This window comes from Leminorella grimontii (assembly GCF_039789245.1).
Classification (GTDB): domain Bacteria; phylum Pseudomonadota; class Gammaproteobacteria; order Enterobacterales; family Enterobacteriaceae; genus Leminorella; species Leminorella grimontii.
In genome coordinates this window covers 1,070,951-1,093,837 of sequence record NZ_CP146357.1, presented here as the reverse complement: position 1 = coordinate 1,093,837, position 22,887 = coordinate 1,070,951, and the positions used below count along the sequence as shown (strand labels likewise).

Annotated in this window: 28 protein-coding genes and 1 pseudogene; 10 read left to right on the top strand and 19 right to left on the bottom strand. The window is 55.8% G+C overall.

Annotated features, from left to right (window positions below):
- Window positions 1-50 precede the first annotated feature (50 nt).
- The 4 genes from V8L73_RS05225 to V8L73_RS05210 form a co-directional block, all read right to left on the bottom strand.
- Entirely contained in the window at window positions 51-482 is a 432-nt protein-coding gene (locus tag V8L73_RS05225; RefSeq protein ID WP_347254284.1) for a hypothetical protein, read from the bottom strand.
- Between the two features lie 59 nt (window positions 483-541).
- The gene (locus V8L73_RS05220; RefSeq protein WP_347254283.1) at window positions 542-1,435 is read right to left on the bottom strand and encodes a Dyp-type peroxidase; all 894 of its coding nucleotides are present in this window, start codon (window positions 1,433-1,435) and stop codon (window positions 542-544) included.
- Window positions 1,436-1,575: 140 nt separating this feature from the next.
- Complete coding sequence (locus V8L73_RS05215; RefSeq protein ID WP_347254282.1) at window positions 1,576-2,151, bottom strand: RpoE-regulated lipoprotein; 576 nt, start codon at window positions 2,149-2,151, stop codon at window positions 1,576-1,578.
- Window positions 2,152-2,199: 48 nt separating this feature from the next.
- Window positions 2,200-2,625, bottom strand: a complete 426-nt coding sequence (locus V8L73_RS05210) for a GNAT family acetyltransferase (protein ID WP_027273980.1) — start codon at window positions 2,623-2,625, stop codon at window positions 2,200-2,202.
- Between V8L73_RS05210 and V8L73_RS05205 the strand changes: the two genes are divergently transcribed.
- From V8L73_RS05205 to V8L73_RS05195, 3 genes are read left to right on the top strand one after another with little or no spacing between them, the layout of a single operon-like run.
- Entirely contained in the window at window positions 2,624-2,752 is a 129-nt protein-coding gene (locus V8L73_RS05205) for a hypothetical protein (protein ID WP_347254281.1), read from the top strand. The genes V8L73_RS05210 and V8L73_RS05205 overlap by 2 nt on opposite strands.
- An 18-nt stretch (window positions 2,753-2,770) precedes the next feature.
- The gene (locus tag V8L73_RS05200; RefSeq protein WP_347254280.1) at window positions 2,771-3,565 is read left to right on the top strand and encodes a hypothetical protein; all 795 of its coding nucleotides are present in this window, start codon (window positions 2,771-2,773) and stop codon (window positions 3,563-3,565) included.
- Between the two features lie 45 nt (window positions 3,566-3,610).
- The gene (locus V8L73_RS05195) at window positions 3,611-4,057 is read left to right on the top strand and encodes a YaiI/YqxD family protein (RefSeq protein WP_027273981.1); all 447 of its coding nucleotides are present in this window, start codon (window positions 3,611-3,613) and stop codon (window positions 4,055-4,057) included.
- A gap of 91 nt (window positions 4,058-4,148) precedes the next feature.
- On the opposite strand, the gene V8L73_RS05190 is transcribed toward V8L73_RS05195, so the two are convergent.
- Window positions 4,149-4,394, bottom strand: coding sequence for a helix-turn-helix domain-containing protein (locus V8L73_RS05190; protein ID WP_027273982.1), 246 nt, complete (start codon window positions 4,392-4,394; stop codon window positions 4,149-4,151).
- Window positions 4,395-4,521: 127 nt separating this feature from the next.
- Between V8L73_RS05190 and V8L73_RS05185 the strand changes: the two are divergent.
- Window positions 4,522-4,653, top strand: a pseudogene (locus V8L73_RS05185) (helix-turn-helix domain-containing protein); the annotation flags it as partial.
- 289 nt (window positions 4,654-4,942) lie between these two features.
- Here the strand turns inward: V8L73_RS05185 and napC are convergent.
- From napC to napF, 7 genes are read right to left on the bottom strand one after another with little or no spacing between them, the layout of a single operon-like run.
- Window positions 4,943-5,542, bottom strand: coding sequence for a cytochrome c-type protein NapC (napC, locus tag V8L73_RS05180; RefSeq protein ID WP_347254279.1), 600 nt, complete (start codon window positions 5,540-5,542; stop codon window positions 4,943-4,945).
- A 12-nt stretch (window positions 5,543-5,554) separates the two neighbouring features.
- Entirely contained in the window at window positions 5,555-6,007 is a 453-nt protein-coding gene (gene napB / locus V8L73_RS05175) for a nitrate reductase cytochrome c-type subunit (RefSeq protein WP_027273984.1), read from the bottom strand.
- Window positions 6,004-6,948: a quinol dehydrogenase ferredoxin subunit NapH gene (locus V8L73_RS05170; RefSeq protein ID WP_347254278.1), complete on the bottom strand. Its 945-nt coding sequence runs from the start codon at window positions 6,946-6,948 to the stop codon at window positions 6,004-6,006. Before V8L73_RS05170 ends, napB begins: the two co-directional genes overlap by 4 nt.
- On the bottom strand, window positions 6,948-7,700 hold the full coding sequence (gene napG, locus V8L73_RS05165) for a ferredoxin-type protein NapG (RefSeq protein ID WP_027273986.1): 753 nt from the start codon (window positions 7,698-7,700) through the stop codon (window positions 6,948-6,950). Before napG ends, V8L73_RS05170 begins: the two co-directional genes overlap by 1 nt.
- A 21-nt stretch (window positions 7,701-7,721) precedes the next feature.
- Window positions 7,722-10,205 (bottom strand): nitrate reductase catalytic subunit NapA, encoded by a 2,484-nt coding sequence (gene napA, locus V8L73_RS05160; protein WP_027273987.1) that lies wholly within the window; start codon window positions 10,203-10,205, stop codon window positions 7,722-7,724.
- The gene (gene napD, locus V8L73_RS05155) at window positions 10,202-10,483 is read right to left on the bottom strand and encodes a chaperone NapD (protein WP_027273988.1); all 282 of its coding nucleotides are present in this window, start codon (window positions 10,481-10,483) and stop codon (window positions 10,202-10,204) included. Before napD ends, napA begins: the two co-directional genes overlap by 4 nt.
- Window positions 10,467-10,976 (bottom strand): ferredoxin-type protein NapF, encoded by a 510-nt coding sequence (gene napF / locus V8L73_RS05150; RefSeq protein WP_347254277.1) that lies wholly within the window; start codon window positions 10,974-10,976, stop codon window positions 10,467-10,469. The genes napD and napF overlap by 17 nt, the downstream gene beginning before the upstream one ends.
- 373 nt (window positions 10,977-11,349) lie before the next feature.
- Here napF and narQ point away from each other — a divergent pair, with 373 nt between their 5' ends.
- The 6 genes from narQ to V8L73_RS05120 all read left to right on the top strand — a co-directional run bounded on the left by narQ (window position 11,350) and on the right by V8L73_RS05120 (window position 16,321).
- A complete protein-coding gene (gene narQ / locus V8L73_RS05145) occupies window positions 11,350-13,044 on the top strand; it encodes a nitrate/nitrite two-component system sensor histidine kinase NarQ (RefSeq protein WP_347254276.1) in 1,695 nt (564 codons plus the stop codon).
- An 87-nt stretch (window positions 13,045-13,131) separates the two neighbouring features.
- Window positions 13,132-13,716, top strand: a complete 585-nt coding sequence (locus V8L73_RS05140) for a LuxR C-terminal-related transcriptional regulator (RefSeq protein ID WP_051155657.1) — start codon at window positions 13,132-13,134, stop codon at window positions 13,714-13,716.
- 242 nt (window positions 13,717-13,958) lie between these two features.
- A complete protein-coding gene (locus V8L73_RS05135) occupies window positions 13,959-14,303 on the top strand; it encodes an ArsC family reductase (RefSeq protein ID WP_261831419.1) in 345 nt (114 codons plus the stop codon).
- A gap of 4 nt (window positions 14,304-14,307) precedes the next feature.
- Window positions 14,308-15,444 carry a succinyl-diaminopimelate desuccinylase gene (gene dapE / locus V8L73_RS05130; protein ID WP_027273993.1) on the top strand — a complete coding sequence of 379 codons (1,137 nt, stop codon included), beginning with the start codon at window positions 14,308-14,310 and terminating at the stop codon, window positions 15,442-15,444.
- Window positions 15,441-16,130: a M15 family metallopeptidase gene (locus V8L73_RS05125; protein WP_347254275.1), complete on the top strand. Its 690-nt coding sequence runs from the start codon at window positions 15,441-15,443 to the stop codon at window positions 16,128-16,130. The genes dapE and V8L73_RS05125 overlap by 4 nt, the downstream gene beginning before the upstream one ends.
- Complete coding sequence (locus V8L73_RS05120; protein WP_027273995.1) at window positions 16,118-16,321, top strand: YpfN family protein; 204 nt, start codon at window positions 16,118-16,120, stop codon at window positions 16,319-16,321. The genes V8L73_RS05125 and V8L73_RS05120 overlap by 13 nt, the downstream gene beginning before the upstream one ends.
- Window positions 16,322-16,330: 9 nt before the next feature.
- Here the strand turns inward: V8L73_RS05120 and V8L73_RS05115 are convergent, their stop codons facing one another.
- From V8L73_RS05115 to bamC, 7 genes are all read right to left on the bottom strand, one after another.
- On the bottom strand, window positions 16,331-16,615 hold the full coding sequence (locus V8L73_RS05115) for a type II toxin-antitoxin system RelE/ParE family toxin (RefSeq protein WP_347254274.1): 285 nt from the start codon (window positions 16,613-16,615) through the stop codon (window positions 16,331-16,333).
- On the bottom strand, window positions 16,612-17,085 hold the full coding sequence (locus tag V8L73_RS05110; protein WP_051155620.1) for a hypothetical protein: 474 nt from the start codon (window positions 17,083-17,085) through the stop codon (window positions 16,612-16,614). Before V8L73_RS05110 ends, V8L73_RS05115 begins: the two co-directional genes overlap by 4 nt.
- A 197-nt stretch (window positions 17,086-17,282) precedes the next feature.
- Entirely contained in the window at window positions 17,283-19,280 is a 1,998-nt protein-coding gene (locus V8L73_RS05105) for a tRNA(Met) cytidine acetyltransferase TmcA (protein WP_347254273.1), read from the bottom strand.
- Between the two features lie 150 nt (window positions 19,281-19,430).
- Window positions 19,431-19,883: a DUF441 domain-containing protein gene (locus tag V8L73_RS05100; RefSeq protein WP_027273999.1), complete on the bottom strand. Its 453-nt coding sequence runs from the start codon at window positions 19,881-19,883 to the stop codon at window positions 19,431-19,433.
- A gap of 95 nt (window positions 19,884-19,978) precedes the next feature.
- Window positions 19,979-20,854: a KPN_02809 family neutral zinc metallopeptidase gene (gene ypfJ, locus V8L73_RS05095; protein ID WP_347254272.1), complete on the bottom strand. Its 876-nt coding sequence runs from the start codon at window positions 20,852-20,854 to the stop codon at window positions 19,979-19,981.
- Window positions 20,855-21,058: 204 nt separating this feature from the next.
- Window positions 21,059-21,772 (bottom strand): phosphoribosylaminoimidazolesuccinocarboxamide synthase, encoded by a 714-nt coding sequence (purC, locus tag V8L73_RS05090; protein ID WP_261831213.1) that lies wholly within the window; start codon window positions 21,770-21,772, stop codon window positions 21,059-21,061.
- Between the two features lie 64 nt (window positions 21,773-21,836).
- Entirely contained in the window at window positions 21,837-22,874 is a 1,038-nt protein-coding gene (bamC, locus tag V8L73_RS05085) for an outer membrane protein assembly factor BamC (RefSeq protein WP_261831214.1), read from the bottom strand.
- Window positions 22,875-22,887: the final 13 nt, after the last annotated feature.

Sequence of the window (22,887 nt, the reverse complement as noted above, 5' to 3'; positions counted from 1 at the left end):
CCCGTTATTCTTATTGCTCTGCCTAACCGTTTTGTTGAGCGATAAATAGTTTAAACGCTTTTCCTCCCCCACTGCCGCAAAATCCTCAAAACCTCATCCCGATTCTTCGCTAACTTTAGCCACGTAGGCCAGGATTCAATAACGCTTTGATGATAAAGCGAAAGCGCTTTTTCTGATAGCTCGCCTGAAATAACCGAAATTAAAAATCGGACGTGCAACAGATTAACCGCCCACAGCCGATGCCCCTTAAATTCGCAGGCGTACCAGAACGAATAATCCTCATCGTTCTGTCCCTGCTGAGTTGGCACGTCACGGCTAAATCCACAGGACGGACACAGTATGCGCGTGGCGACGTACTTCACTAAACATTCCCGATACGTCCCCTTTGTACCTAGGGGAGCCGTTTTAGCCACGGCCTTCGCGGCGCACTTGGGGCAAACAACGTCGTAGTCCTGAGAATAGTAATCAAGCGGAAGCGGCATAAAACAACCTTATCAAAAAAGGGGCATAAAGCCCCTCCTCTAACCTTCACTAACAGCGCTTACAGCGCCAACAGCCTGTCCAGCGACGGCGCAAAATAGTAGCTGCCGGTCACCGGCTTGCTGAAACGCAGCAGTTGATCGGTCTTGCCGTCCAGCTCGCCGAACATGCTCAGAAGCTGCTGTTCGATGTTGTGCAGGTGCGCACAGTAGGCGATGAAGTACAGGCCGTGCTCGCCGCTGGCGGTGCCGTACGGCAGGCTCTGGCGGACGATCTTAAGCCCTTTGCCGTCTTCTTTAAGGTCGACGCGGCCAAGGTGCGACGTCGGCTGGCGCTTGTCGCCCGGCAGCTCTTCGTTATCGACCTTGGTGCGGCCCATGGCGTTTTCCTGCGCCTTCACCGGCATGCTGTTCCACACGTCCAGGTTGTGCACGTAGCGCTGGGCCATCACGTAGCTGCCGCCTGCGTCTTCGCCGCCTTCAATCACGCAAACGCCGGGGCGAACGTCGCCGGTCGGGTTTTCCGTACCGTCGACGAAGCCGCTCAGATCGCGCTCTTCCGTCCAGCGGAAGCCGTGGGTCTCTTCTTCGACGGTAATAGCCTTACCGAAGGCCTTCAGCGCCGCCTGAGCCAGCGTAAAGTTCACGTCGTGGCGCTGGGAAAGAATATGAATCAGCATGTCGCGCTGGGTCGCCGGCGCCAGGCCGTTGCCCAGCGGGCGGAACGGCTTGAGCTCGGCCGCACCTTTGCCGGACAGGCGCTGCCAAAGGTCGGAACCGAAAGAAATCGTCGCGCCCAGCGCCGCGTCAGGGTGCTTTTGCTGTAGCTCCGTCAAGGCAGAAATAAAGGTTTTACACCCGCTGCGGATTGCTTCTAGGTCGTCGCCAGCTTTTGCTTCAATGAAAATACCAAAACGACAGTGTTCCGGCAGAATACCGCTCTGCACCTGAGCCATGTCTAACTCCTTATCATAATAGTCGTGCGGCGACGAAAGGATAACGTCACCGCAGCGTGAAATAGAAACGAGGGTTTATCATAACCAAACGCGCTCGAGGAACTATGCGCTAACGCAATATCCACCGATGGTTTCGGCTATTACTGCGATTGCCACACCATTTTGCCAATGGTCCAGGTCTTCAGCTTGTCATCGGGTGGGATAATGCTCTTTGAACCCATCCACTCTCCGCTAAACACGTAGGAAATGCGGCTACTTTCCTGTGAGCGGCAAATCACGTTGCCGCTGTCGTCTTCCGCCACCTGGCAGACGCCGAACGCTTTACTGTAGAGATCGGCAAACGGCGTACCGACTGCGGTTCCCTTCGGCGTTTTTACCGCCTTATCCATCACGTCAATGCGCGATACGCGATTGTTGGCGTCGCCGTGAATAACCAACTCGACCTTCTCTCCGTTCAGCGCCTCGTAATAGGAAACCATCTGGCCGTTCTCAATCCCCATTCCCTTACGCAGGCGATAGTCGCCGTCCAGCGCTTTATCCAGCGTGGCTTCGTCGAGCGCGGTCGACGCGGTAATGTTGTTTAACCCGCTGTCGCTGAGCGTCAAGTCGCTGCCAAACCAGCTAAACGGAGAAAGGCTAGACCAGGACATCTGGCTAACCGTAGAGCACCCAGCCAGAGAAAAACAGGCTAAAAGTAAAACTGCGCGAATCTTCATCAATAATCCCACTGTGTTATTCAATAAGGTACGCTAACCAGAAGCGCCCTAATATTCCCTGTCTTCGATAAGACGTTTGCCGACGCAAACCGCCTCTTGAACTTCGTATCCCAGCTTTTCGTACATGCTGACCAGCGCGTCGTTCTCCTCGCGCACCATCAGGTGCAGCTTGGGGCATCCCAGAGCTATCAGCTTCTTTTCCAGCCGGCTTAGCAGCGCGTTGGCGATGCCACGTCCTCGGTAGTCCGGGTGAACGCCAAGATAATAAGCCGAGCCCCGGTGGCCGTCGTAGCCGCCCATGACCGTACCGACCATCTCTCCTCCGACCTCGGCAACCAGAAACAGTTCCGGAGAATGATGCTGTTTACGCTCAATGTCGGTCTCAGGATCGTTCCACGGGCGAAGCAGGTCGCAGCGCTCCCAAAGCGTGATAACATCTTCAAAATCATCTTGTCTGTAAATACGGATTTCCATGATTTCCACCGCGTTTTCAGTTGTTGCCCTCGATTATGATAAGTTTAGCGCCAAGCGCAAGGAAGATTTCGCACCGCTTGATGTTCGCGACGCTGCCCACAATCTCATTTATAATGCCCGCCTCTGACCATTCAGGATGATAATCATGACCGCCGCCCCTGATCGCCCTTTGTCATATCGCCTTCTGCTGTGCGTCTTAGCTGCGCTTCTTCTGCCGATGGCCTGCTCGAAAGCCTCCGCCGCTGTTGACGACGGTTTTAAAGAGGGCATGGCCTACGCCGATTTACGAGAGCAGCTTTTAGCAAACGGCTGGCTCCCGCTTCGAACGCCAAACTGCTGGACGAACGTCGGTGGCGAAGCTGACGTGTGTAATGTCCTGCCGGAAGTCGAAAGCTGCGGCGGTTCGGGCGTTTGCGTGATGAACTTCGCCCACAAAGAGAGCGGTTCAATCATGCGCGTGGGCGCGGAAGGCGACTATACGCGTTGGAACAATGAAGCCGAGAAAAGCGCCTTTACGGTAGGCTTTTGGGAGACTCAGTCCGTCCCTACCGCTCCTTCAGCAGCCTGCCCGACAACGGGCTTTAGTGACTTTCTAATTCAGTACGCCAACAACGACGCGGCCAAAAAAAGCTTTACCGACCCGCTGGTCAAAGTCATAGAGCCCGACGCCAAGAGTGAAGAATTTGGCACTGTCGATGTCTACATGGCCGGAACGGCCTATGCTGGCTTTAATTTACGCCATCAAAAAGACGGGTTCCACGTCGTGGATTACCAAGGCAGCGTTGATCCAATGCCAACGGACGTCGACATTGACACTAGCGAAAACAACGTCAGAATCGTCTCTTACCGCTACGGCATGTCCGAAGGCAACGCCTACCGCTTTGAGCTGCGCGACGGCTGCTGGCACATGACGGAGTCGCCCTATGAGCCTTCGCCTTAGCGCCTGTTGCATAAGGCTATCATTTGAAAATTAGAAGGAAAAAGCATGCAAATCTGGGTCGATGCCGACGCCTGCCCTAACGTGATAAAAGAGGTGCTGTTTCGCGCCGCCGACCGAGAAAAGGTTCACGTCACGCTGGTTGCCAATCAAAGCATAAAAACGCCGCCCTCGGCCTATATTCGTAGCCTGCGCGTTGCCGCAGGCTTTGACGTGGCGGACAACGAAATCGTCAAACGAGTGGAGAAAGGCGATCTGGTCATTACCGCCGACATCCCCCTCGCCGCCGAAGCGATGGGAAAAGGCGCCTCAGCGCTGAACCCTAGAGGCGAACGTTACACCGAAGCTACCATCGCCGAACGCCTGACGATGCGCGACTTTATGGACACCCTGCGCGCCAGCGGCATCCAAACCGGCGGCCCAAGCACGCTCAGCCAGCGCGACCGTCAGGCGTTTGCCAATGAGTTGAGTAAGTGGTTACAGTCAATCAAGTAACAGAAAACCTACTCGGCAATCGGCTTTACCGCCGATTCCGAGCTCCCCAGAGAGCATCCAGACCTGATTTTGGCGTAACGCTATTCTGTTATTAAAGCGGAACGACCTTCGCCATTATCTTTTGTAAAAGTAAGGCGGGGTCAATCCCTAATAATCGCGCAATATAAGCAAATTCAATAACATCCAACCTTCTCTCACCGCTTTCAACCTTGGCAACGAAAGACTGTGGGCGTTTCAACGCCTGAGCCAACCTTTCCTGAGTGATGCCCTTTTGCATCCTCGCTTCACGAAGGCTCTTAATAACAAGCTGATATTCAGATGAATAGATTGAGGGCATGACGATAACTCCGAGATATATCCCAAAACAGGATGATTGGTATTCTAACCAGGTTACGGAGCTAAAAAAATACAGAACTGTTATCTAGCAAACATCGTCGTCGGACTAAACAAAGAAGGGAACAATGCTGGCTAATACGCTACTGCACCCGTGGCCGAAAGGCGAAAAGCTTATTGCTGACGCGCTTGAAATCTCGCCGGAAAATATCTGGCCCAGCCGCTACGTTGGTAGGAGAGATAAGCTTCTTTTTGACCGGTAAAACACACGCCATAAAAAACCGCAGAACAAGTCTGCGGTTTCAGATTAATGATAAATGCCAGAGATAAGTTCTGAACGATTTGAGGAGCCAAACGGCGGGAGAGTCTTCCGTTGGGGTCGACTTGGCGTAAGCCAACGAAGCGCCCCTAGGAAGGCTATGCCCGCCGCGCACCCAAGCCTAATACAAGCGCTTTTCCGGCCGCGCACGATGGTAATATAAGCAGGCCGGACTTTCGGCCGGAATATCCTCTGAAGCTGATTAGAACAGTTTGTCAGCTTCTACTTGCTTATTAAAACCCCGTCTCAATCCCCGTCATATCAGGCAGCTTGTGGGCTATCCCCTTATGGCAGTCGATACAGGTTTTATTCTCCTTGATGGCCATGCTGTGCATCTTGGCGGCAACGGTCTTCTGCCCGGTAAAGTCCATATAGTCGAAGTTGTGGCAGTTGCGGCACTCCTGGGAGTTGTTGCCCTTCATGCGCTCCCACTCGTTTTTCGCCATCTGCAGCCGATGCTCGTCGAACTTCTGCGGCGTGTCGATAATGCCCATCACCTTGCCGTACAGCTCTTTTGAGGCCTTGATCTTACGCACCATCTTCGGCACAAACTCGTGCGGAACGTGGCAGTCAGAGCAAACGGCGCGAACCCCGGTACGGTTGGTGTAGTGCACGGTATCCATATACTCCTGGTATACGTTATCGCGCATTTCGTGACAGCTGATACAAAACTCTTCACTGTTCATCACTTCCATACTGGTGTTGAAACCGCTGACAAAGACAACGCCCGCAATGAAGCCCAGCCCCAACAGCGTACCGATCGCCAAACGGCTGGGGGTACGAAACCAGCGCCACGCTCGGCGAGCGATGCCCGGCTTTTTCTCTTTACTCATAGCAATCCCCGCTTATTTACCGTATCCAGGCGCAGGCTGGAACGTGTTGCCGATAATCGGCGCTGCGTCGGCCTGAGGTACGTGACAGGACTGGCAGAAATAGCGACGCGGCGCCACGTCGCTGTTGATATGCCCGTTGCTGTCCATAAAGTGCGTCGGACTGATGCGCGGCGCGCCCGTGGTGCGATAGCCCTGAACACCGTGACACTTCAGACAGGTGTTTACTTTCGTCGTTACCTGATAGCCGTCTACGCTGTGCGGAATCATTGGCGGCTGGTTTACATAGTCAAGAGCGATGCGAGGCTGCTCTTTCGGCGTCGTAATCTGTCCTTCCGCCGTACCCGACACTTCCGGTGACTGAGTTAAATCCACGCCATTATTGGCGGCAAACGCCACGCCGCCGAAAACCAATACGCCTAGCATAGTCCATAAGGTAACTCGCTTTTTCAAGACGTTACTCTTCATTCCTCTTCTCCCGAACGATGGAATCGTGTTTTTATTTGAAATACTTTTTCTGAACAGACATCAATGCAGCGACCACAGGAAATGCACTCTTTGCTCAACACTAAAGGCCCCTCCTGTTTACCGAACAGCGGACCGCGCAGCACCTGAGGCTCAGGGCAGACGTGGATGCAGTCCATACAGCGGGTGCAGTCTTTACGGTTTTGTGCGCTGACGCGAAGCACGCCCTTGCAGCCGATAGCGCCATACAGCGCGCCAACCGAACACAGGTGACCACACCAGCCGTGCTCAACCACCAGCAGGTCGAACAGGAAAACCACCACGATAAGCCAGATACTTGCGCCAAAACCAAACGCCAGGCCGCTCACCAGGCCAGCCGTAGGCGTCTGCCCCAGCCCGTTAATCAACCCTCGCCCGAAAGCGGAAACCGGGTTGACCCACTCCCATATCAACGTGCCGCTAATGGCGCTACCGACCAGAATGGCCAGAAGAATGCCGTAGCGCAGCGATGAAGGAATGGTCGCGCTGTTGCGAATGCCGGCCTTGCGTCTAAGCCAGGCGGCCAAATCGGTCACCAGCGCCAGCGGACACACCCAGCCGCAAAACAGCCGACTGGCGAACAGCGCGTACGCCAAGGCAATAATGACGCCGCCAATAACGGCGTACCACTGCGCCCAGCTTTCACCCGGCGCTGGCATATCGGGCAGATAACCGCTCGCCAGCGTTTGCAGCACCATCAGCGGATCGCTGAGCGGCACGGCGCCAAGCAGCATGCTTCCGCTGTAGTTGCCGCGCAGGATCCACGCGCCAAACCACGGGCCGGTCAAAAACAGGGCCAGAATCACAAGCTGGCTTAGCCGACGCAGAAGCAGGAAGCGATGGCTATACCACCAGCCAAACTTAACGCGCGCCTCTCGGCCCGCAAGCATGGGTGCGTTTGCCATTATTGCCCTCCTTCCGGTTTACGGGTCGGCAGAGTCAGCGCTTCGGGGATCAGGGACTGACCCGCCTTCTCTTTCTCCACCCATCCAAGCCGGTAGTGATGACCCAGTTTGCCCAGCGCAAGCCCCAGCGGCAGCACCTTGATAGCCGCTTCGTCCAGTACGCAGGCCTCTTCGCATTTACCGCACCCGGTGCAGTATTCGCTGTGGACCGTCGGAATGAACTTGGCGTGCTTCTCGGTACGCGCGTTGTGCTCGTGCTCCAGCGTGATAGCTTTGCCGATCAACGGGCAAACCCGGTGACAAACGTCGCAGCGAAGCCCCTGCCAGTTGAGGCAGTTTTCGTGATCGAGCAGGACCGCCAGCCCCATACGGGACTTATCAATGTCTGTTAACTGAGGATCGAGAGCGCCGCTCGGGCAGGCCTTAACGCACGGAATGTCGTCGCACATTTCGCAGGGAACCTGCCGCGCGACAAAATAGGGCGTCCCGCTGGAGACCGGCGACAGGAGCGTCGCCAGCTTCAGCGTGTCATAAGGACAGTCCTGGACGCACTGGCCGCAGCGGATACAGGCGCGGTTAAACGCCTCTTCCGACAGCGCGCCGGGGGGCCTAAGCGCTACCCCTTCCTTCGCCAGAGACTGCCTTTGAGGGATACTCAACAACAGAGCCAGCCCGGCAAGGCCGCCCGTGCTGCGTACGACGTCGCGTAAAAAGCGACGCCGCGCCGGTCCCTTATCCCGTTCATTAGCCATTACGATGCGCTCTCTTCCGTCTTAAGCTTTAACAACCCTGACTGCACACTTCTTGTAGTCAGTCTCTTTTGACAGAGGATCCGTCGCGTCCAGCGTCAGCACGTTAACCAACTGCGCCGCGTCAAAGAACGCCATGTAAACCAATCCCTCAGGCACGCGGTTACGGCCGCGCGTCTCGACGATGGTAACAACCTCACCGCGGCGAGACTGCACCTTCACCTTGTCGCCGCGGCGCATGCCGCGCTTCTGGGCGTCTTTCGGGTGGATAAACAGCACGGATTCAGGGAATGAACGGTGGAGTTCAGGAACGCGGCGCGTCATAGAGCCGGTATGCCAGTGTTCCAGTACGCGACCGGTGGACAGCCACAGGTCGAACTCTTCGTCCGGGCTCTCGGCAGGCGGCTCATAAGGCAGCGCAAAGATAACCGCCTTACCGTCCGGCTTGCCGTAGAAGCGAACGCCTTCGCCCTTCTTGACGTACGGGTCGTAACCTTCGCGATAGCGCCACAGCGTTTCTTTGCCGTCAACGACCGGCCAGCGTAAACCGCGCGCCTTGTGGTAGTCGTCAAACGCAGCAAGGTCGTGCGCGTGGCCGCGGCCAAAGCCGGCGTACTCTTCGAACAGGCCCTTTTGCAGATAGTAGCCAAAGTCGTGAGATTCATCGTTCAGCTGATCTTTCGCCAGTTCGTCAAGGCTAAACTTGTTAACCTGACCGTTGGCGAACAGGATTTCATACAGCGTCTTGCCGCGATATTCAGGGTTCTTCTCCAGCAGCTCCGCCGGCCACACTTCGTCGGTCTTGAAGTACTTGGAGAATTCAACGATTTGCCACAGGTCAGACTTCGCTTCGCCCGGCGCCTTAATCTGCTGACGCCAGAACTGGCTGCGACGCTCGGCGTTGCCGTAGGCCCCCTCTTTTTCCACCCACATGGCGGTCGGCAGAATCAGGTCGGCAGACAGGGCGCTGATGGTCGGATACGGATCGGAAACCACCACGAAGTTGCGCGGATCGCGCCAGCCCGGCATGCGGTCTTCGTTGATGTTCGGACCGGCCTGCATGTTGTTGGTACACAGGGTCCAGTAGGCGTTCAGCTTGCCGTCTTTCAGCGCGCGGTCTTGCGCCACAGCGTGCAGGCCAAGCGTACCCAGGATAGTGCCTTCCGGCAGCTTCCACTTCTCTTCGGCAATCTTACGGTGCGCTTCGTTGGTCACGACCATGTCGGCCGGCAGGCGGTGAGCAAAGGTGCCCACTTCGCGAGCGGTACCGCAGGCGGACGGCTGGCCGGTCAGGGAGAACGGACCGCAGCCAGGAATGGAAATCTTGCCGGTCAGCAGGTGGATGTTGTAGCACAGGTTATTAGCCCAAACGCCGCGCGTGTGCTGGTTAAAGCCCATGGTCCAGTAGGAGACCACTTTCACGTTCGGATCGGCATACAGCTTGGCCAGCGCTAGCAGAGAGTCCTTCGGTACGCCGGTCATTTCGGCCGTTTTGTCCAATGTATACTCGGCGACGAACGCCTTGTATTCGTCGAACGTCATCGGCGTGGAAGCGTCGCTGTTCGGATTCTTGGCCGCTTTTTCCAGCGGATGGGTCGGACGCAGGCCGTAGCCGATGTCCGTCGCGCCGCGGCGAATGTTGACGTGCTTATCCAGGAAGTCCTGATTAACCGCGCCGTTTTCGATAATGTAGTTAGCAATATAGTTAAGGATAACCAGGTCGGTCTGAGGCTTGAAGATAATCGGGTTATCGGCAAGCTCGAAGCTGCGGTTTTCGAACGTGGACATCACGGCGACTTTCACGTTCGGATTCGACAGGCGGCGATCGGTGATGCGAGACCACAGGATCGGGTGCATCTCCGCCATGTTGGAGCCCCACAGAACGAAGGCGTCCGCGTGCTCGATGTCGTCGTAACAGCCCATCGGCTCGTCCATGCCGAAGGTGCGCATGAAGCCAACCACGGCGCTGGCCATACAGTGGCGCGCGTTCGGGTCGATGTTGTTGGAACGGAAGCCCGCTTTAAACAGCTTGGCGGCCGCGTAGCCTTCCCAGATGGTGAACTGCCCGGAAGCAAACATGCCGCCGCCGTTAGGCCCCTGGTCTTTAAAGGCTTTCTTATACTTTTCGCTCATTACGGTGAACGCTTTATCCCAGCTGACCGGGGTAAACTCGCCGTTTTTGTCGTACTCGCCGTTTTTCATACGCAGCAGCGGCTGAGTCAAACGGTCCTTTCCGTACATGATCTTGGGCAGGAAGTAGCCTTTGATACAGTTAAGGCCACGGTTAACCGGCGCATCAGGGTCGCCCTGAGAGGCGACCACCCGGCCGTTTTGCGTACCGACCAGAACGCTGCATCCGGTACCGCAGAAACGGCACGGCGCTTTATCCCATTTAATTGACGAATCTTCCCCGGCCGCAGCCGCGACGGTTGGAATCGTCATTCCTGCGGCTACCGCGGCGGCGGCGGCTGCATTAGCTTTCATGAAGTCTCGACGACTGAGTTTCATGGCGTATCCTCACCTTGCTCATCTTGCTGGTGGTAAACCAGCGACACAGCCAGCACGCCCGCTATATCTCGCGCTGACTCAATTTGGGCATATAACGCGTCGGCGTCTTCTGCCTGCATAACTACGATCAGTTTCCCTTCTTCGTTATTGACCCCGGGGATCTCTGTCCCCGGTAGTGCACACAACGTCTTACTTACTGTTTCAATTGCTTCAGGTCTAACTTGAAAAATTAAACTGCAAACGTGCCAACTGCCGTGCTCACTATGCGGTTCCGTCATTTTCTTTATCACTCTCACGGGTTGTTATCGCCCCTACCGGGCAGCTTTTCACACACCCTCCGCATCCAGTGCAGGCGTCTATATCCAGCTGCGGCTGGGCGATGCCGCCCAGGCGAAGGCGAAACTGAATAGCGTAAGGCTCACAAACGTCCTGACAGCTTCGACAGGCAATGCCCTTCATCGTCAGGCATGATTCGTCAATGACGGCAACGCGCCGCCACGGTCGACTTTCGGCGCTTTTAAAGATCGGTTCGGGGCAGGCTTCCGCGCAGCGCCGGCAAAACGTACACTCCGCTCGCTGAAAGTCGAGTTCGGGATAATCGAATCGACTGGCGATAGTAATGACGCCCGTTTCGCACGCGCTTACGCAGGCCTGACAACGGGTACAGCCGTCGACAAACAGAGAATTTTCCACCGACCAGGGCGGCCTGATCGCGGTGGAGCTATTGCGCCACTGGCCCCGCAGCAGGTTTCGTCTGGATAACGTCGACATGCTCACCTCAAACCATCAGGAGAAATTTCTTATCTTTTATTAGCGCTTTTGCCCAATAGAAATAGGCGAGGTTAAAGTAAACTTTAGGGAGGTATGTGATAATCACTCTTAAGGGGTAAATAGCCGTTTCGATTGAGCTAGATCAAGCGCTCGCGGATCTTTTAATCAGTTTTTTGACACAGTCGCGATTTCGCTTCAGCATTTTTTTATCAAACGCGGCAAAATAAACGTCGCTGCCAACAGCTTTTGTTAATTATTTGTTAATTAAATAAAAGTAAGGAGAAGACGTTGGTTCTCCCGTGGCCTAAAGTACAGTAGATAAACATTGCTAATCGTCGAAAGACGATTAAGTTATACCGCAGCCAGAGGAACTATGGCCGTCTCAGTAAAACGCTCCGTCACCAGCACCATCGCCCGCATGCTCATCGCCATTGTGGTGCTTTCCATTTTATCCACGGGGCTTGCTCTGGTGACGCTGGTCGCCAGCCGCACCGACGCTGAGGCGATTAACATTTCCGGCTCGCTGCGGATGCAGAGCTATCGTCTGGCCTATGACTTAACCACCCAGTCGCCCTACCTGCATTCACACATCCGCCAGTACGACGTCTCCATCAACGCGCCGGCGCTAAAGGAAGTGAACCAGTTCTATTTTCCAGAGCATATCCAAAACAAGTATCAAAACCTGCTTAACCGATGGAAAGGGCTGGAAAGCGATCTTTATCGCGGCAGCGGCGACGTTTACATCAGCCAGCTTGCCGAGTACGTCAGCGAAATCAACGAGTTTGTATTTGCCATTCAGCGCTTCTCTGAGCTCAAACTTCAGGTCACCGGCGCAATCAGCATTGTCAGCTTTTTGGCAACCATAGGGCTGGTATTCTTCGTCATCCACTTCAGCCGTCGTAAGATCGTGGCTCCGCTTAACCGCATGGTGGTGGCCAGCCACCATATTCAAAGCGGCCGTTTCGACCACCTGCCGCTCGACGTAGGCCAACCCGATGAGCTGGGCGTTCTGGCCGAGGCGTTTACGTCAATGTCCTCCGATCTGGCAAAGCTCTATCAGTCTCTGGCGCAAAAGGTTGAAGAGAAAACGATAAAGCTCACCCAGGCCAACCGCTCTCTCGGCGTGCTATACGACTGCCTGCAGGCGCTCAGCGTGAGCCAGGTCGATCGCCAGTGCTTTGAGCAGGTGCTGAAGATCGTACGCAACAGCGAAAATCTGGTGACGATCCGTCTGGAAGTGCAAGACAGCGGCGAGGGGCGCTGGGTGCTGATTGAAGGCGCCGAGAATCCGGACGTTCGCTGGCAGCAGCTTACGCTGCATCAACACGAACAAACGCTGGGCAAGCTCAGCTGGCAGTGCTCGGAAACGGCCGTTCACCCTCAGCTTATCGAAAACGTCGCCAACGTTATCAGCCGAGGCATCTATTTTAACCGCGCACAAAAACGCTATTTGCAGGTTATCCTGATGGAAGAGCGCGCCACCATCGCGCGCGAACTGCACGACTCTCTGGCCCAGTCGCTCTCTTTCCTACGCATCCAGCTAACCTTGCTTAAACGGGAAGTTCCTACCGATAACGAAAAGGCGATGGCGGTTATCAAGGATTTCGATCAGGCGTTGGCCAGCGCCTATCGCCAACTGCGCGAACTGCTGGCAACCTTCAGATTGACGATTCAAGAAGCCGATCTGCACGAAGCGCTTAATCAGCTAATCACGCCGCTGCAGTCGCAAACCGCTGTTCCCATTCACATTTACTGCGCGCTGTCGTCTCAGGCGCTGAACGCCCAGCAGCAGGTTCACGCGCTGCAAATTGTCAGGGAATCGGTGCTTAATGCTATAAAACACGCCAACGCCAGCGAAATTCGAGTAAACTGTGAGTCAACGCCGGACGGCCAAAATATGATTACCATCGTCGATGACGGCAAAGGAATAAAAAGCCTTAGCGAACCGGAAGGCCACTACGGGCTGAATATTATGAACGAACGGGCCTCGCGCCTGGGCGGAACGCTAGATATTCGTCGGCGAGAAGAAGGGGGAACCTGCGTGTGTCTGCGTTTTCCACAACAATAATTAGCTTGATACGTTAAGCATAAACGATAGGGAGTAACGACCGTGCAAGAACAGTACAGTATTTTAATTGTGGACGATCATCCGCTTATGCGTCGCGGCGTCCGCCAACTGCTGGAACTTGAACCCTCTCTGAACATCGTCGCCGAAGCCAGCAACGGAAACGAAGCGATTACCTATGCAAGCCAGTTCCAGCCAGACCTCATCCTTCTCGATCTCAATATGAAGGGGCTGTCCGGGCTGGACACGCTGAAAGCGCTGCGCAACGAGGGTATCGATTCACGCATCATCGTGCTGACGGTTTCAGACAACCGCAACGACATCTACGCCCTGATCGACGCAGGCGCCGACGGCTATCTGCTCAAAGACAGCGAGCCCGAACTGCTTTTAGAAAAAATCAAGCAGGCGTCTTTGGGAGAAAACGTCTATAGCGACGTGATTCTGGACTATCTCGCTTCGCGCAATGACCAGACCGATCCGTTCGAATCGCTGACGGAAAGGGAGCTTGACGTGCTGCAGGAGGTCGCCCGCGGGATGTCCAACAAGCAAATCGCCACCCATCTGCACATTTCTGAAGAAACGGTAAAGGTGCACATCCGCAACATGCTGCGCAAGCTTAACGTCCGCTCCCGCGTTGCGGCGACCGTGATGTATTTGGAAAGAAAAAGCCAGTAAGTAGCGCTTCTCGCATCGGGCCCGCCGCCTCAGGCGGGCGCTCTTATTTCTCCCGCCGCCCCTCTCTATTGCCAAAGCGCGCAAACGACAATAAAACAATCTCAAAGCGCGGTAATTTCTCATACATTGTCGTCAATAAATGATAAATTTATTAATTCCGCCTATCGCCTTTCCGTTTAATCAACTTAAAGAAAAAGAAACGGACTTTATTAAAGGGAGAACTCCGTTTGACGACCTACTGCATGTACGGCATCAAGAACTGTGACACGATTAAGAAAGCGCGCCGCTGGCTTGAAGAGCGCGGCGTAGAATATCGCTTCCACGACTACCGCGCCGACGGGCTGGATGACGCGCTGCTACAGCGCTTTATTGACGCGTTAGGCTGGGAAGCCATGCTCAATACGCGGGGAACCACCTGGCGCAAACTTAGCGATGAACAGAAGGCCGCGGCCTCAAACGAGTCCGGAGCCAAGGCGCTCATGCTTGAGCAGCCCGCCATCATCAAACGCCCCCTGCTGGTTAAGGGCGACGCCATGCTGCTCGGTTTTTCCGACGCGGGCTATCAACAGTTTACTTCGGGAGAGTAGCGCTATGGCATGTCCGGTCATTACCCTAGCAGAACAGCTAATATCTCGCCCGTCCCTTAGCCCTAACGACGAAGGCTGCCAGCAAATCATGATTAAGCGTCTGGAAGCTATCGGCTTTCACGTTGAAGAGATGAACTTCGGCGATACGCAAAACTTTTGGGCCTGGCGTAAAGGCAACAGCGAAGGGCCAACGCTGGCGTTCGCCGGCCATACCGACGTCGTTCCGGCCGGCGACGAAAGCCAGTGGCGACAGCCCCCCTTCTCGCCGACGATTGAAAACGGTTTTCTGTACGGCCGAGGCGCGGCCGACATGAAAGGATCGCTGGCCGCAATGGTGGTTGCCGCCGAACGCTTCGTTTCAGCAAATCCCAACCATTCCGGCAGGCTCGCGTTTCTCATCACCTCCGACGAAGAGGCCAGCGCGGTTAACGGCACGGTGAAGGTGGTTGAAGCCCTGGCGGCGCGTAAAGAGCGCATCGAATACTGCCTGGTCGGCGAGCCGTCCAGCACTGAGCGCGTTGGCGACGTGGTTAAAAACGGGCGGCGCGGATCGATTACTGCCAACCTGACCGTATTCGGCACTCAAGGGCACGTCGCATACCCTCATTTGGCCGACAACCCGGTCCACCGCGCTTCAGCGTTTATTCAGGAGCTGGTTAACGTACAATGGGATCGCGGCAATGAGTTCTTCCCTGCGACCAGCATGCAGATAGCCAATATCAAAGCGGGCACCGGCAGCAATAACGTGATCCCCGGCGAGCTGTTCGTTCAGTTCAACTTCCGCTACAGCACCGAGCTGACCCATGAGCAAATTATGGCTAAAGTTCAGGCCATGCTTGACCGTCATCAGCTGCGCTATCGCATCGACTGGAACCTCTCCGGCAAGCCGTTCCTAACGCCGAAAGGCAGGCTGGTCGACGCCGTCTCCACCGCGGTGGAGCATTACGCAGGCATTCGCCCTGAGCTTTTAACTAACGGCGGCACGTCGGACGGGCGTTTTATCGCCCAGTTGGGAACTCAGGTAGTTGAACTCGGCCCGGTCAACGCCACTATCCATAAGGTGAACGAATGCGTGAACGCCGCCGACCTTCAGCTGCTTAGCCGCATGTACCAAAAAATTATGGAGCAGCTGCTGGCATGATCGCGCCCACAGAACTCACCGGTCAAAGCGACGGACACCTAACGGCGCTTTCTGGCAACCACCGCCTTCAGCCGGAGGCCGCCTCCGCATTTTTATCCATGCAGGCGGCGGCGAAAAAGGCTGGTTTTGACCTGCAGCCGGCCAGCACCTTTCGCGACTTCGCCCGCCAGCAAAAAATCTGGAACGACAAGTTTAACGGCCTGCGTCCGGTGCTGGACGCAGACAGTCGCCCCATGGACATCTCAACGCTCAGCGTAGAGCAGCGCTGCCGTGCGATACTGCGCTGGTCGGCGCTGCCGGGCGCAAGCCGTCACCACTGGGGAACCGATCTCGACGTTTACGATCCCGACCTGTTGTCCGAAGGGAAAAAGCTGCATCTGGAGCCTTGGGAATACGAACGCGGCGGCTACTTCTACGCCCTGACCCGCTGGCTCGACGTCAATATGGCACGGTACGGCTTTTACCGCCCCTTCGTTAACGACGCAGGCGGCGTAGCCGTTGAGCCCTGGCACCTGAGCTATTTTCCGCTGTCAGAGAAGCTATCGACACAGTTAACGCCTAAGCTTTTACTATCGGCTTGGGAAGGTCAGGAGATCGCGGGCTACGATTGGCTATCGACCCACCTTGACGAGGTGTTTCAACGCTACATAACCGTTTGTAAGGGAGCGCCGTCATGCATTGGCTAGCGGACTACTGGTGGGTCATTTTACTGGTTCTGGTCGGGATGCTTATCAACAGCATCAAAGCGCTTTCCAGAATCAACTATGACGGCTCTTTGAAAAAGAAATCCAACCTTCCGCCTCATCGCGACAACAACGCGCAGTGGGATAAAGAGGAAGACGACGAATGGAATAAAGATAAAAAGGACCAGAAGTAGCGAACGGCCTTATCGTGGCCATTGCCGCGCGGTGTGAAGCACGCGTAAGACATGCAGCTCGACGTCACTGGCCTCATAAATCAACAGATAGCTCGTCGTTACCACGGCTTCACGCGTTCCTTCTACCCGCCCAGGCCGATGCATATCAGGCGCTTCAGCCGCCCTTAGCGCGACGGCGACAAAAAGCGCATCCATTTCATCAGCCTTTTTAATCCCTGCACGGTCGCTTAAAAAATCCCAAATGGCGAAGCGATCGTCGTCAGCTTCCGCTCTGAATTTAACGATCCTTGTCATTTCATGCTGTTAATTTTGGCGGCCTTACGCGCCGCCAGGCTGGCGTTTGACTGCTCCAGCGTCAGCGCCGGGCGGGCGCTATTTTGCGCAGCGGCGACCTGTTCTCTAAACCACCGGTCGTAGGCCGCGGCCTCATGAACCCTTTTCATTGCCGCCGACCTGTCGGGCCGCGTCGACTTACTAATACTGCTATCCATCACGCTAATATTCATGGTGCTAATCCCCATATCAAAAAGAAACGCCACAACAGTATCCAGATTGCGGAAGACTCTCGCCTCCCCCTGTTTACTGCGCTGAGAAACCAAAAACAGCTCGCTGCCGTCGCCGACTTTAATGGCCACGTTCCAACGGCCCGAAACGCCAACGATCCTGACCGCCGTCACGGCGCCGGACGCAAGCAGGTTCGTCAACGCCTTCTGGTCTATCACCTTCTGGTCTATGACCTTTTGCCCTATGGTCGCAGATTGCATTGGCCCATCCTCATTTATTTATAAACTGATAGTCAGTTTACTATACAAAAAGAGAAGAAGCGCCGCATTTACACGAAAAACCGCAGACCATCGCCACAGCGAGGACATCATGCACGATGCCCTAAAGGTTTACTCGGAAAGGTTGGAAGGAATGTAAAAGATTGCGGCACGTCCCGCATATTGCGATGAAACCAGGACTAGTGTTCCAATGTCGTAAGGCCCGTTGCCCATGCCTGCCAGTAATTGCAGCGCTCGCCGTCTATCGCGGCCAGCGCGCTAGCGACCTCATCTCGCCAACCCTGAATCAGCGATTTACGCCCGCTAAGCGCAAAACGCTCGATAATCTGCCGTTCGTCCAGCCTGTCGTCCAGCAGTTGGCGCAGGCTCGGGCAGGCCGCTTCGCGGTGGCGCAGCAGCCGATACAGCGCCACCTGCGCACCCAGCACGGAGCGATGGGCAAAGGCGAATCCCGCAAGCTCTCTCCAGTCCTCTTCGTCCAACGGCGATGGCGCAACGGCGCCGATATGCCGCAGCCCGGAACACTGGGTTAACTGATTGAGCAAAAACTGGCGCTTGGCCCGCCGGGCAAGCGCTTTGGCTTCCTGAGTGAAGGGAACGATCGCCATGGCGGCACAGCAGCCGCTGCTCGCTTCCGGGTGGCTGCCCATATGGACAAGCTCAAAGCCGCAGGCCTGCCAAAAGGCCCACAGCGGTTCGATGTAGCCGAAGCTGACGGAAAGATAGTCCAGGCCGCCGGCACGGGCGCATTTTATCTGCGTTTCAATTAGCGCTTTCGCCACGCCCCTGCGCCTTCTTGACGGCAGCACCGCAATGCGGGAAACGCGTGCGGAACGAAGCCTTGCCGCCTGGTATTCAGAGCCGTGCGCCGCTAAAGACTGCGCCACCAGATTCCCTCTAGGCCGTCGCCGGCCTGCCCAGACGTCTCTGGCGAGTTCAGGCGAAAGCCCGCCTTCGTCAACTAACCACAGCGCAGCAATAACCGCGCCGCGCTCGTCTTTCGCGACAGAGAAAGTCATATCGGGTGCGTCAAGCAGGCGGCGGAGATCCAACGGGCTGGTGCGATAGTGCGCACTGGCCAGCAGGCCATAATACTGCTCAAGCAGCCCTTCATTTTCAACCAGCTGACTTCGGCTCACGTCTTCTACCCGATAGCTTCCGCCGGACGAATCGCTAAGCGTATTTTCCACGTCCATCAGCAAAAGCCGCCGCGTGAAACGCTCTAGAGGATCGCCCTGCGCCCAGCGAATAGGGTGCTCCAGATGCAGCAAATGCAGGTCGCTTAAGCCGGCGCAAAACTTCAATAAAAAACCGCGTCCGCTGCCCTCGTAGCCCTGTACCGTCGTGGTGAACATCACGCGGGGGAACAGCGACGCCAGCCGATAAAGCAATGGGGCAGGAATAGCCGCGGCCTCATCGACGATAAGCCAGTCAACGTCGTCGGGCGGCGTTTGCCCGCAGAGCGCCAACAGCGCGTCCGGAGAGAAAAACCGTACGCGCTCTTTGCCCCAGGCAAGCAGCGTTTCCACCGAGGCCTTCGCAGGCGCGGTCAACCAGCATTCCCCCTGCCCTTGCCAGCGTTCGGCCAGCATGCCCGCGACGGCGGACTTCCCGCGTCCCCGGTCGGCAAGCAGAACGTAGTTTCCCTTTTCAGCGCAAAGCAGCTGAGAGAGCAAATTTTGCTGGGCGGGCGTCGGCTGCCCGTTGGGAGCCTGCCAAAGCGCATCTCCCGTCAGCAACGCCGGATTAAACGGATCCGGCTGTCGCCACAGCATAACGTCAGCATCCTCATTGACGCATCGGCGAAAGCGCTCAACAAAGTTAGGCGTCGCGATGGGTTCGAGGCCGTCGCTCCAGCGAAGGCTGTCCTCATCGGGAAGCGAAGCCCACGGCTCCCATTCTGGAGTCAGTACCACCAGCAGGCTGCCTGCCGCCAGCAGGCCGGAAACCGCGGCGAACGCTTCGGCGTGGAAGCCCCGCGTCGCATCAATGATCGCATGGCGAAGCTCTGTCCCCAGAAGTCGATTGACGCTTGACGGCTTCTGGTACTTTACCCCCTTCCCTTTGGGCTCTGCTTCAGACACCCACAGCCAGTCGCCGCCGTGCCGTTCGATCAGTTCGTCGACGCGCAGGCGCAGCCACGCCGCGTCGCCGCTCAAAACGAGCAGGCGTCGCATACCGCAGGCTTGCATCTGATTCAGATGAAAAGAAAGGTCGACGTGCATTGGATAGAGGCCGCGCAATAACAATAGGTTAGGGGCGATTATAAGGGCTGTTGGCGAGAAGTCATATCATTTATATTGCCGTCGGCATCAAGCGCCTATTCGTTAGCCTTTGCCTACAATCAGCGATACCACGCCTGCCGCGATGAGCGGTCCAACCGGGATGCCGCGAAAGAAGGCTACGCCAATAATCGTACCGACCAAAAGCCCGGCGACGACGCTCGGCTGGTTGGTCATCAGCGTCACGCCGCGCCCACCGAGCCAGGCAACGACAATGCCGATAACAATCGCCACCAGCGACTTCCAGTTAACAAAAACCTGCATCAGCATAGACGGCGACATCTTGCCGTTTGCCAGCGGCGTCATTACCGCAATGGTCAAAATGGTGATTCCAATAGTCAATCCGTACTTTTGCACCCAGGGGAAAGCGGCCGAAAGCGGGGTCAGACGCAGGATCAGCAGTACAAGAATAGCGATAGTGACGGTGTTGTTATGGCTTAATATTCCCAGACCTGCCAGCACCAGCAGGACTATCAGCGTGGGATCGATATGGGGCATTTGCGCGTTACTCGTAGTCAAAAGGCCTTAACTCGTTGACGGGCGTCGGATGCCAAATGGCATCGACGCCCTATCATAGCGCAAATAGTGAGAAATTATAGTCTGGCGGCGCTGAAGGTGTCGCACTGGCGATAGTCGCCGCTGTCAAAACCACGCTTGAACCAGGTATAGCGCTGCTGTGATGTGCCGTGCGTAAAGCTGTCCGGGATAACCCTGCCGGAACTCTGCTTCTGCAGGCGATCGTCACCGATGGCCTGCGCAGCGTTCAGCGCCTCTTCCAAATCGCCAACCTCTAAAATTTGCTGGTTCTTCAGGGTATTCCCCCAAACGCCTGCGTAGCAGTCGGCCTGAAGTTCAAGGCGTACGGACAGCTGGTTAACCTCCGCCTGGCTTTTAGACCGCTGCTGCAGGGCTCGCACTTTGTCTGCCGTTCCCATCAGGTTTTGTACGTGATGCCCCACTTCATGCGCCACCACGTAGGCCTGAGCGAAATCGCCTCCGGCACGCATTTTCTTTTCCATATCCTGATAGAAAGAGAGGTCGATATAGACGGTCTTATCCGCCGGGCAATAGAACGGCCCCATCACCGCCTGCCCCGTACCGCATCCGGTCCGGGTCGCGCCGCGATACAGCACCAGCTTAGGATCCTGATACTGTGCGCCCTGCTGTTTAAAAATGGCTCGCCAAGAGTCTTCCGTTGACGCTAACACGGTAGAGGTAAACTTGGCCTGTTCGTTGTCTTTTTCCGATACGGGCTGAACCTGCTCCGTCGTCGGCGCCTCTCCCCCCGTCAGCAGAGGCGTTAGGTCGACGCCGTAATAGCCGGCGACCAGCACGACCACCAGCAAAATTAGCCCGCCCTTTCCGCTCGGCAGGCGAATGTTTCCACCACCCATGCCCCGTGAAAATCCTCCGGACTGCTGCCGACGATCCTCGACGTTTTCACTTTCTCTACGACCTTGCCACCGCATAGCTTTACTCTCATTAACACTGGCTTGGAGCGCCTTTTAAGCACGCCCTGCACTTATAAATAGTGTTAATAGTATAAACGACAAAGGCAAAAACGCGTGTGACAAAATGGAGACGGCCTTGGGGCAACGCCAAAATCCAAGCGTTAAAAAGCCGGCAAACGCCGGCTTTGACGGGGGTTAATGAATACGTAATCGTTTGCGCATTTAGTCCAAAGAAATACCGAGACGGCGTGCAACCTCTTCATAGGCTTCAATCAGCCCGCCCATGCGTTGGCGAAAACGGTCTTTGTCCATTTTATCCATCGTGGCTTTATCCCACAGGCGGCTGCCGTCCGGCGAGAATTCATCTCCCAGTACCACTTCGCCATTGAACAGGCCAAACTCAAGCTTAAAATCGACCAAAATCAAGCCTGCGTCGTCAAACAGCTTGCTCAGCACCTGGTTAGCCTTATAGGTCAACTCCTTCATGCGCGCCAGATTGGCTTCATTCACCCAGCCAAAGGTAGCGCAGTAGGACTCGTTGATCATCGGATCGTGCATGGCGTCATTCTTTAAAAACAGATCGAACAGAGGCGGATTAAGCTCCAGGCCTTCTTCAACGCCTAAACGGCGAACCAGAGAACCGGCTGCTCGGTTGCGGATCACACACTCGACGGGCACCATCGACAGCTTTTTCACCAACACTTCCGTATCCGACAACATACGCACCATCTGAGTGGGAATGCCGGCTTCTTCCAGCTTGCTCATGATGAAGAAGTTGAACTTGTTGTTGATCATGCCCTTGCGATCGAACTGCTCGATACGCTCGCCGTCCATTGCGGAAGTATCATTACGGAACTCCAGCACTAATAGGGAGGGATCCTCAGTGGTATAAACGGTTTTTGCCTTACCTCGATAAAGCTCGGCGACCTTTTGCATCTTCAGTGTTCTCCGTTTGATTTTAGGAATGGAAATAAAAAAGGGGCGTGCGCCCCTTTTTTGTTTATTTAGTGACCGCTACGCTCTGGTTTAGCGCGGCCTGTAGTATCGTCACCAGCGCCGCGTTGTCGGCTTCTTTCAGCACGCGGCCTTTATCGGTGCTGAACTGAAGGCTGGTGCGGTTATCCAAATCGCCTACCTGAATTTTGTAATCACCGTTACTCAGGTCAGGATTCGAAACGCTCAGCGCGGCCCAGTTGCTGTTGGAAGACTTGAAGGTCACCGCAATCGTGCCCTGTGGCCTGTTGCTGTCGGTAATCGTCATGCCCATTTTTTCCAACGCTGCGGGCAGGCGCTCCCAAACGACAGAATACGGCGCGCGAACAATCGCGACCGGCAGCCCGGTATCATCAGCCGCGGCCTGAACGACCATCGTGCCGACGCCCGCGGCGTTCTGCGCGTTGCTTGCGTTCTGACGCTTCTCCAGCCCTTCGCTAATCGTATTCAGCATGCTAATGCTATAGCGCTGCATGTTAGCCGCGTCGGAGACGGTTTTACCGTCAGCCTTGAGTTCTAGCACTTTGACAGAAAGCTGATGCTGATAAGCCTGCTGCTGAACGCCGATCTGGTAGCGAGCCTGATAGGCAACCTTTTCATCTCCGCGCGGCCACTCGACCCAGTCGGTGGTCAACGTTTGGCTGGCCTCCTGGTGGCCAGTAATGCGGTAGCCCTTGCTTTCCAGCACGGAAATAACCTGATTCCACAGCCCTTGGTTCTTCGCGTTGTCTTCCAGCAGCAGCGTTGCGGTGTTGCCGCTGAACTGAACGCGTGAGCCGGCCATCAAGGCCAGCGGCTGTGACGGTGGGCGAATGTCTAACGCGTAGCCTACGCTACCCGCGTCAGATACACGGTTGTTAATGCCGTATTGCCCGTTCTGCATCGGCAGAACCATTCCCGCCGGCGCACGCAGCTCTCGCAGTTCAGGCGCCTTCAAGTAGTCTTCGTTGCCGTTTACCTGATGTTTGTATGACTGATCGTTAGAGCATGCAGCCAATAACATAACGAGAGAAACGCCAGCGGCTTTCTGTAATGAGTGAACCATTAAATCTTCCTAA

What these genes read in the sequence shown, in the direction of transcription:
- V8L73_RS05225 (WP_347254284.1), bottom strand. Translation starts at nt 482, where the DNA reads ATGCCGCTTCCGCTTGATTACTATTCTCAGGACTACGACGTTGTTTGC.
- V8L73_RS05220 (WP_347254283.1), bottom strand. Translation starts at nt 1,435, where the DNA reads ATGGCTCAGGTGCAGAGCGGTATTCTGCCGGAACACTGTCGTTTTGGT.
- V8L73_RS05215 (WP_347254282.1), bottom strand. Translation starts at nt 2,151, where the DNA reads ATGAAGATTCGCGCAGTTTTACTTTTAGCCTGTTTTTCTCTGGCTGGG.
- V8L73_RS05205 (WP_347254281.1), top strand. Translation starts at nt 2,624, where the DNA reads ATGATTTCCACCGCGTTTTCAGTTGTTGCCCTCGATTATGATAAGTTT.
- V8L73_RS05210 (WP_027273980.1), bottom strand. Translation starts at nt 2,625, where the DNA reads ATGGAAATCCGTATTTACAGACAAGATGATTTTGAAGATGTTATCACG.
- V8L73_RS05200 (WP_347254280.1), top strand. Translation starts at nt 2,771, where the DNA reads ATGACCGCCGCCCCTGATCGCCCTTTGTCATATCGCCTTCTGCTGTGC.
- V8L73_RS05195 (WP_027273981.1), top strand. Translation starts at nt 3,611, where the DNA reads ATGCAAATCTGGGTCGATGCCGACGCCTGCCCTAACGTGATAAAAGAG.
- V8L73_RS05190 (WP_027273982.1), bottom strand. Translation starts at nt 4,394, where the DNA reads ATGCCCTCAATCTATTCATCTGAATATCAGCTTGTTATTAAGAGCCTT.
- napC (WP_347254279.1), bottom strand. Translation starts at nt 5,542, where the DNA reads ATGAGTAAAGAGAAAAAGCCGGGCATCGCTCGCCGAGCGTGGCGCTGG.
- napB (WP_027273984.1), bottom strand. Translation starts at nt 6,007, where the DNA reads ATGAAGAGTAACGTCTTGAAAAAGCGAGTTACCTTATGGACTATGCTA.
- V8L73_RS05170 (WP_347254278.1), bottom strand. Translation starts at nt 6,948, where the DNA reads ATGGCAAACGCACCCATGCTTGCGGGCCGAGAGGCGCGCGTTAAGTTT.
- napG (WP_027273986.1), bottom strand. Translation starts at nt 7,700, where the DNA reads ATGGCTAATGAACGGGATAAGGGACCGGCGCGGCGTCGCTTTTTACGC.
- napA (WP_027273987.1), bottom strand. Translation starts at nt 10,205, where the DNA reads ATGAAACTCAGTCGTCGAGACTTCATGAAAGCTAATGCAGCCGCCGCC.
- napD (WP_027273988.1), bottom strand. Translation starts at nt 10,483, where the DNA reads ATGACGGAACCGCATAGTGAGCACGGCAGTTGGCACGTTTGCAGTTTA.
- napF (WP_347254277.1), bottom strand. Translation starts at nt 10,976, where the DNA reads ATGTCGACGTTATCCAGACGAAACCTGCTGCGGGGCCAGTGGCGCAAT.
- narQ (WP_347254276.1), top strand. Translation starts at nt 11,350, where the DNA reads ATGGCCGTCTCAGTAAAACGCTCCGTCACCAGCACCATCGCCCGCATG.
- V8L73_RS05140 (WP_051155657.1), top strand. Translation starts at nt 13,132, where the DNA reads ATGCGTCGCGGCGTCCGCCAACTGCTGGAACTTGAACCCTCTCTGAAC.
- V8L73_RS05135 (WP_261831419.1), top strand. Translation starts at nt 13,959, where the DNA reads ATGTACGGCATCAAGAACTGTGACACGATTAAGAAAGCGCGCCGCTGG.
- dapE (WP_027273993.1), top strand. Translation starts at nt 14,308, where the DNA reads ATGGCATGTCCGGTCATTACCCTAGCAGAACAGCTAATATCTCGCCCG.
- V8L73_RS05125 (WP_347254275.1), top strand. Translation starts at nt 15,441, where the DNA reads ATGATCGCGCCCACAGAACTCACCGGTCAAAGCGACGGACACCTAACG.
- V8L73_RS05120 (WP_027273995.1), top strand. Translation starts at nt 16,118, where the DNA reads ATGCATTGGCTAGCGGACTACTGGTGGGTCATTTTACTGGTTCTGGTC.
- V8L73_RS05115 (WP_347254274.1), bottom strand. Translation starts at nt 16,615, where the DNA reads ATGACAAGGATCGTTAAATTCAGAGCGGAAGCTGACGACGATCGCTTC.
- V8L73_RS05110 (WP_051155620.1), bottom strand. Translation starts at nt 17,085, where the DNA reads ATGCAATCTGCGACCATAGGGCAAAAGGTCATAGACCAGAAGGTGATA.
- V8L73_RS05105 (WP_347254273.1), bottom strand. Translation starts at nt 19,280, where the DNA reads ATGCGACGCCTGCTCGTTTTGAGCGGCGACGCGGCGTGGCTGCGCCTG.
- V8L73_RS05100 (WP_027273999.1), bottom strand. Translation starts at nt 19,883, where the DNA reads ATGCCCCATATCGATCCCACGCTGATAGTCCTGCTGGTGCTGGCAGGT.
- ypfJ (WP_347254272.1), bottom strand. Translation starts at nt 20,854, where the DNA reads ATGCGGTGGCAAGGTCGTAGAGAAAGTGAAAACGTCGAGGATCGTCGG.
- purC (WP_261831213.1), bottom strand. Translation starts at nt 21,772, where the DNA reads ATGCAAAAGGTCGCCGAGCTTTATCGAGGTAAGGCAAAAACCGTTTAT.
- bamC (WP_261831214.1), bottom strand. Translation starts at nt 22,874, where the DNA reads ATGGTTCACTCATTACAGAAAGCCGCTGGCGTTTCTCTCGTTATGTTA.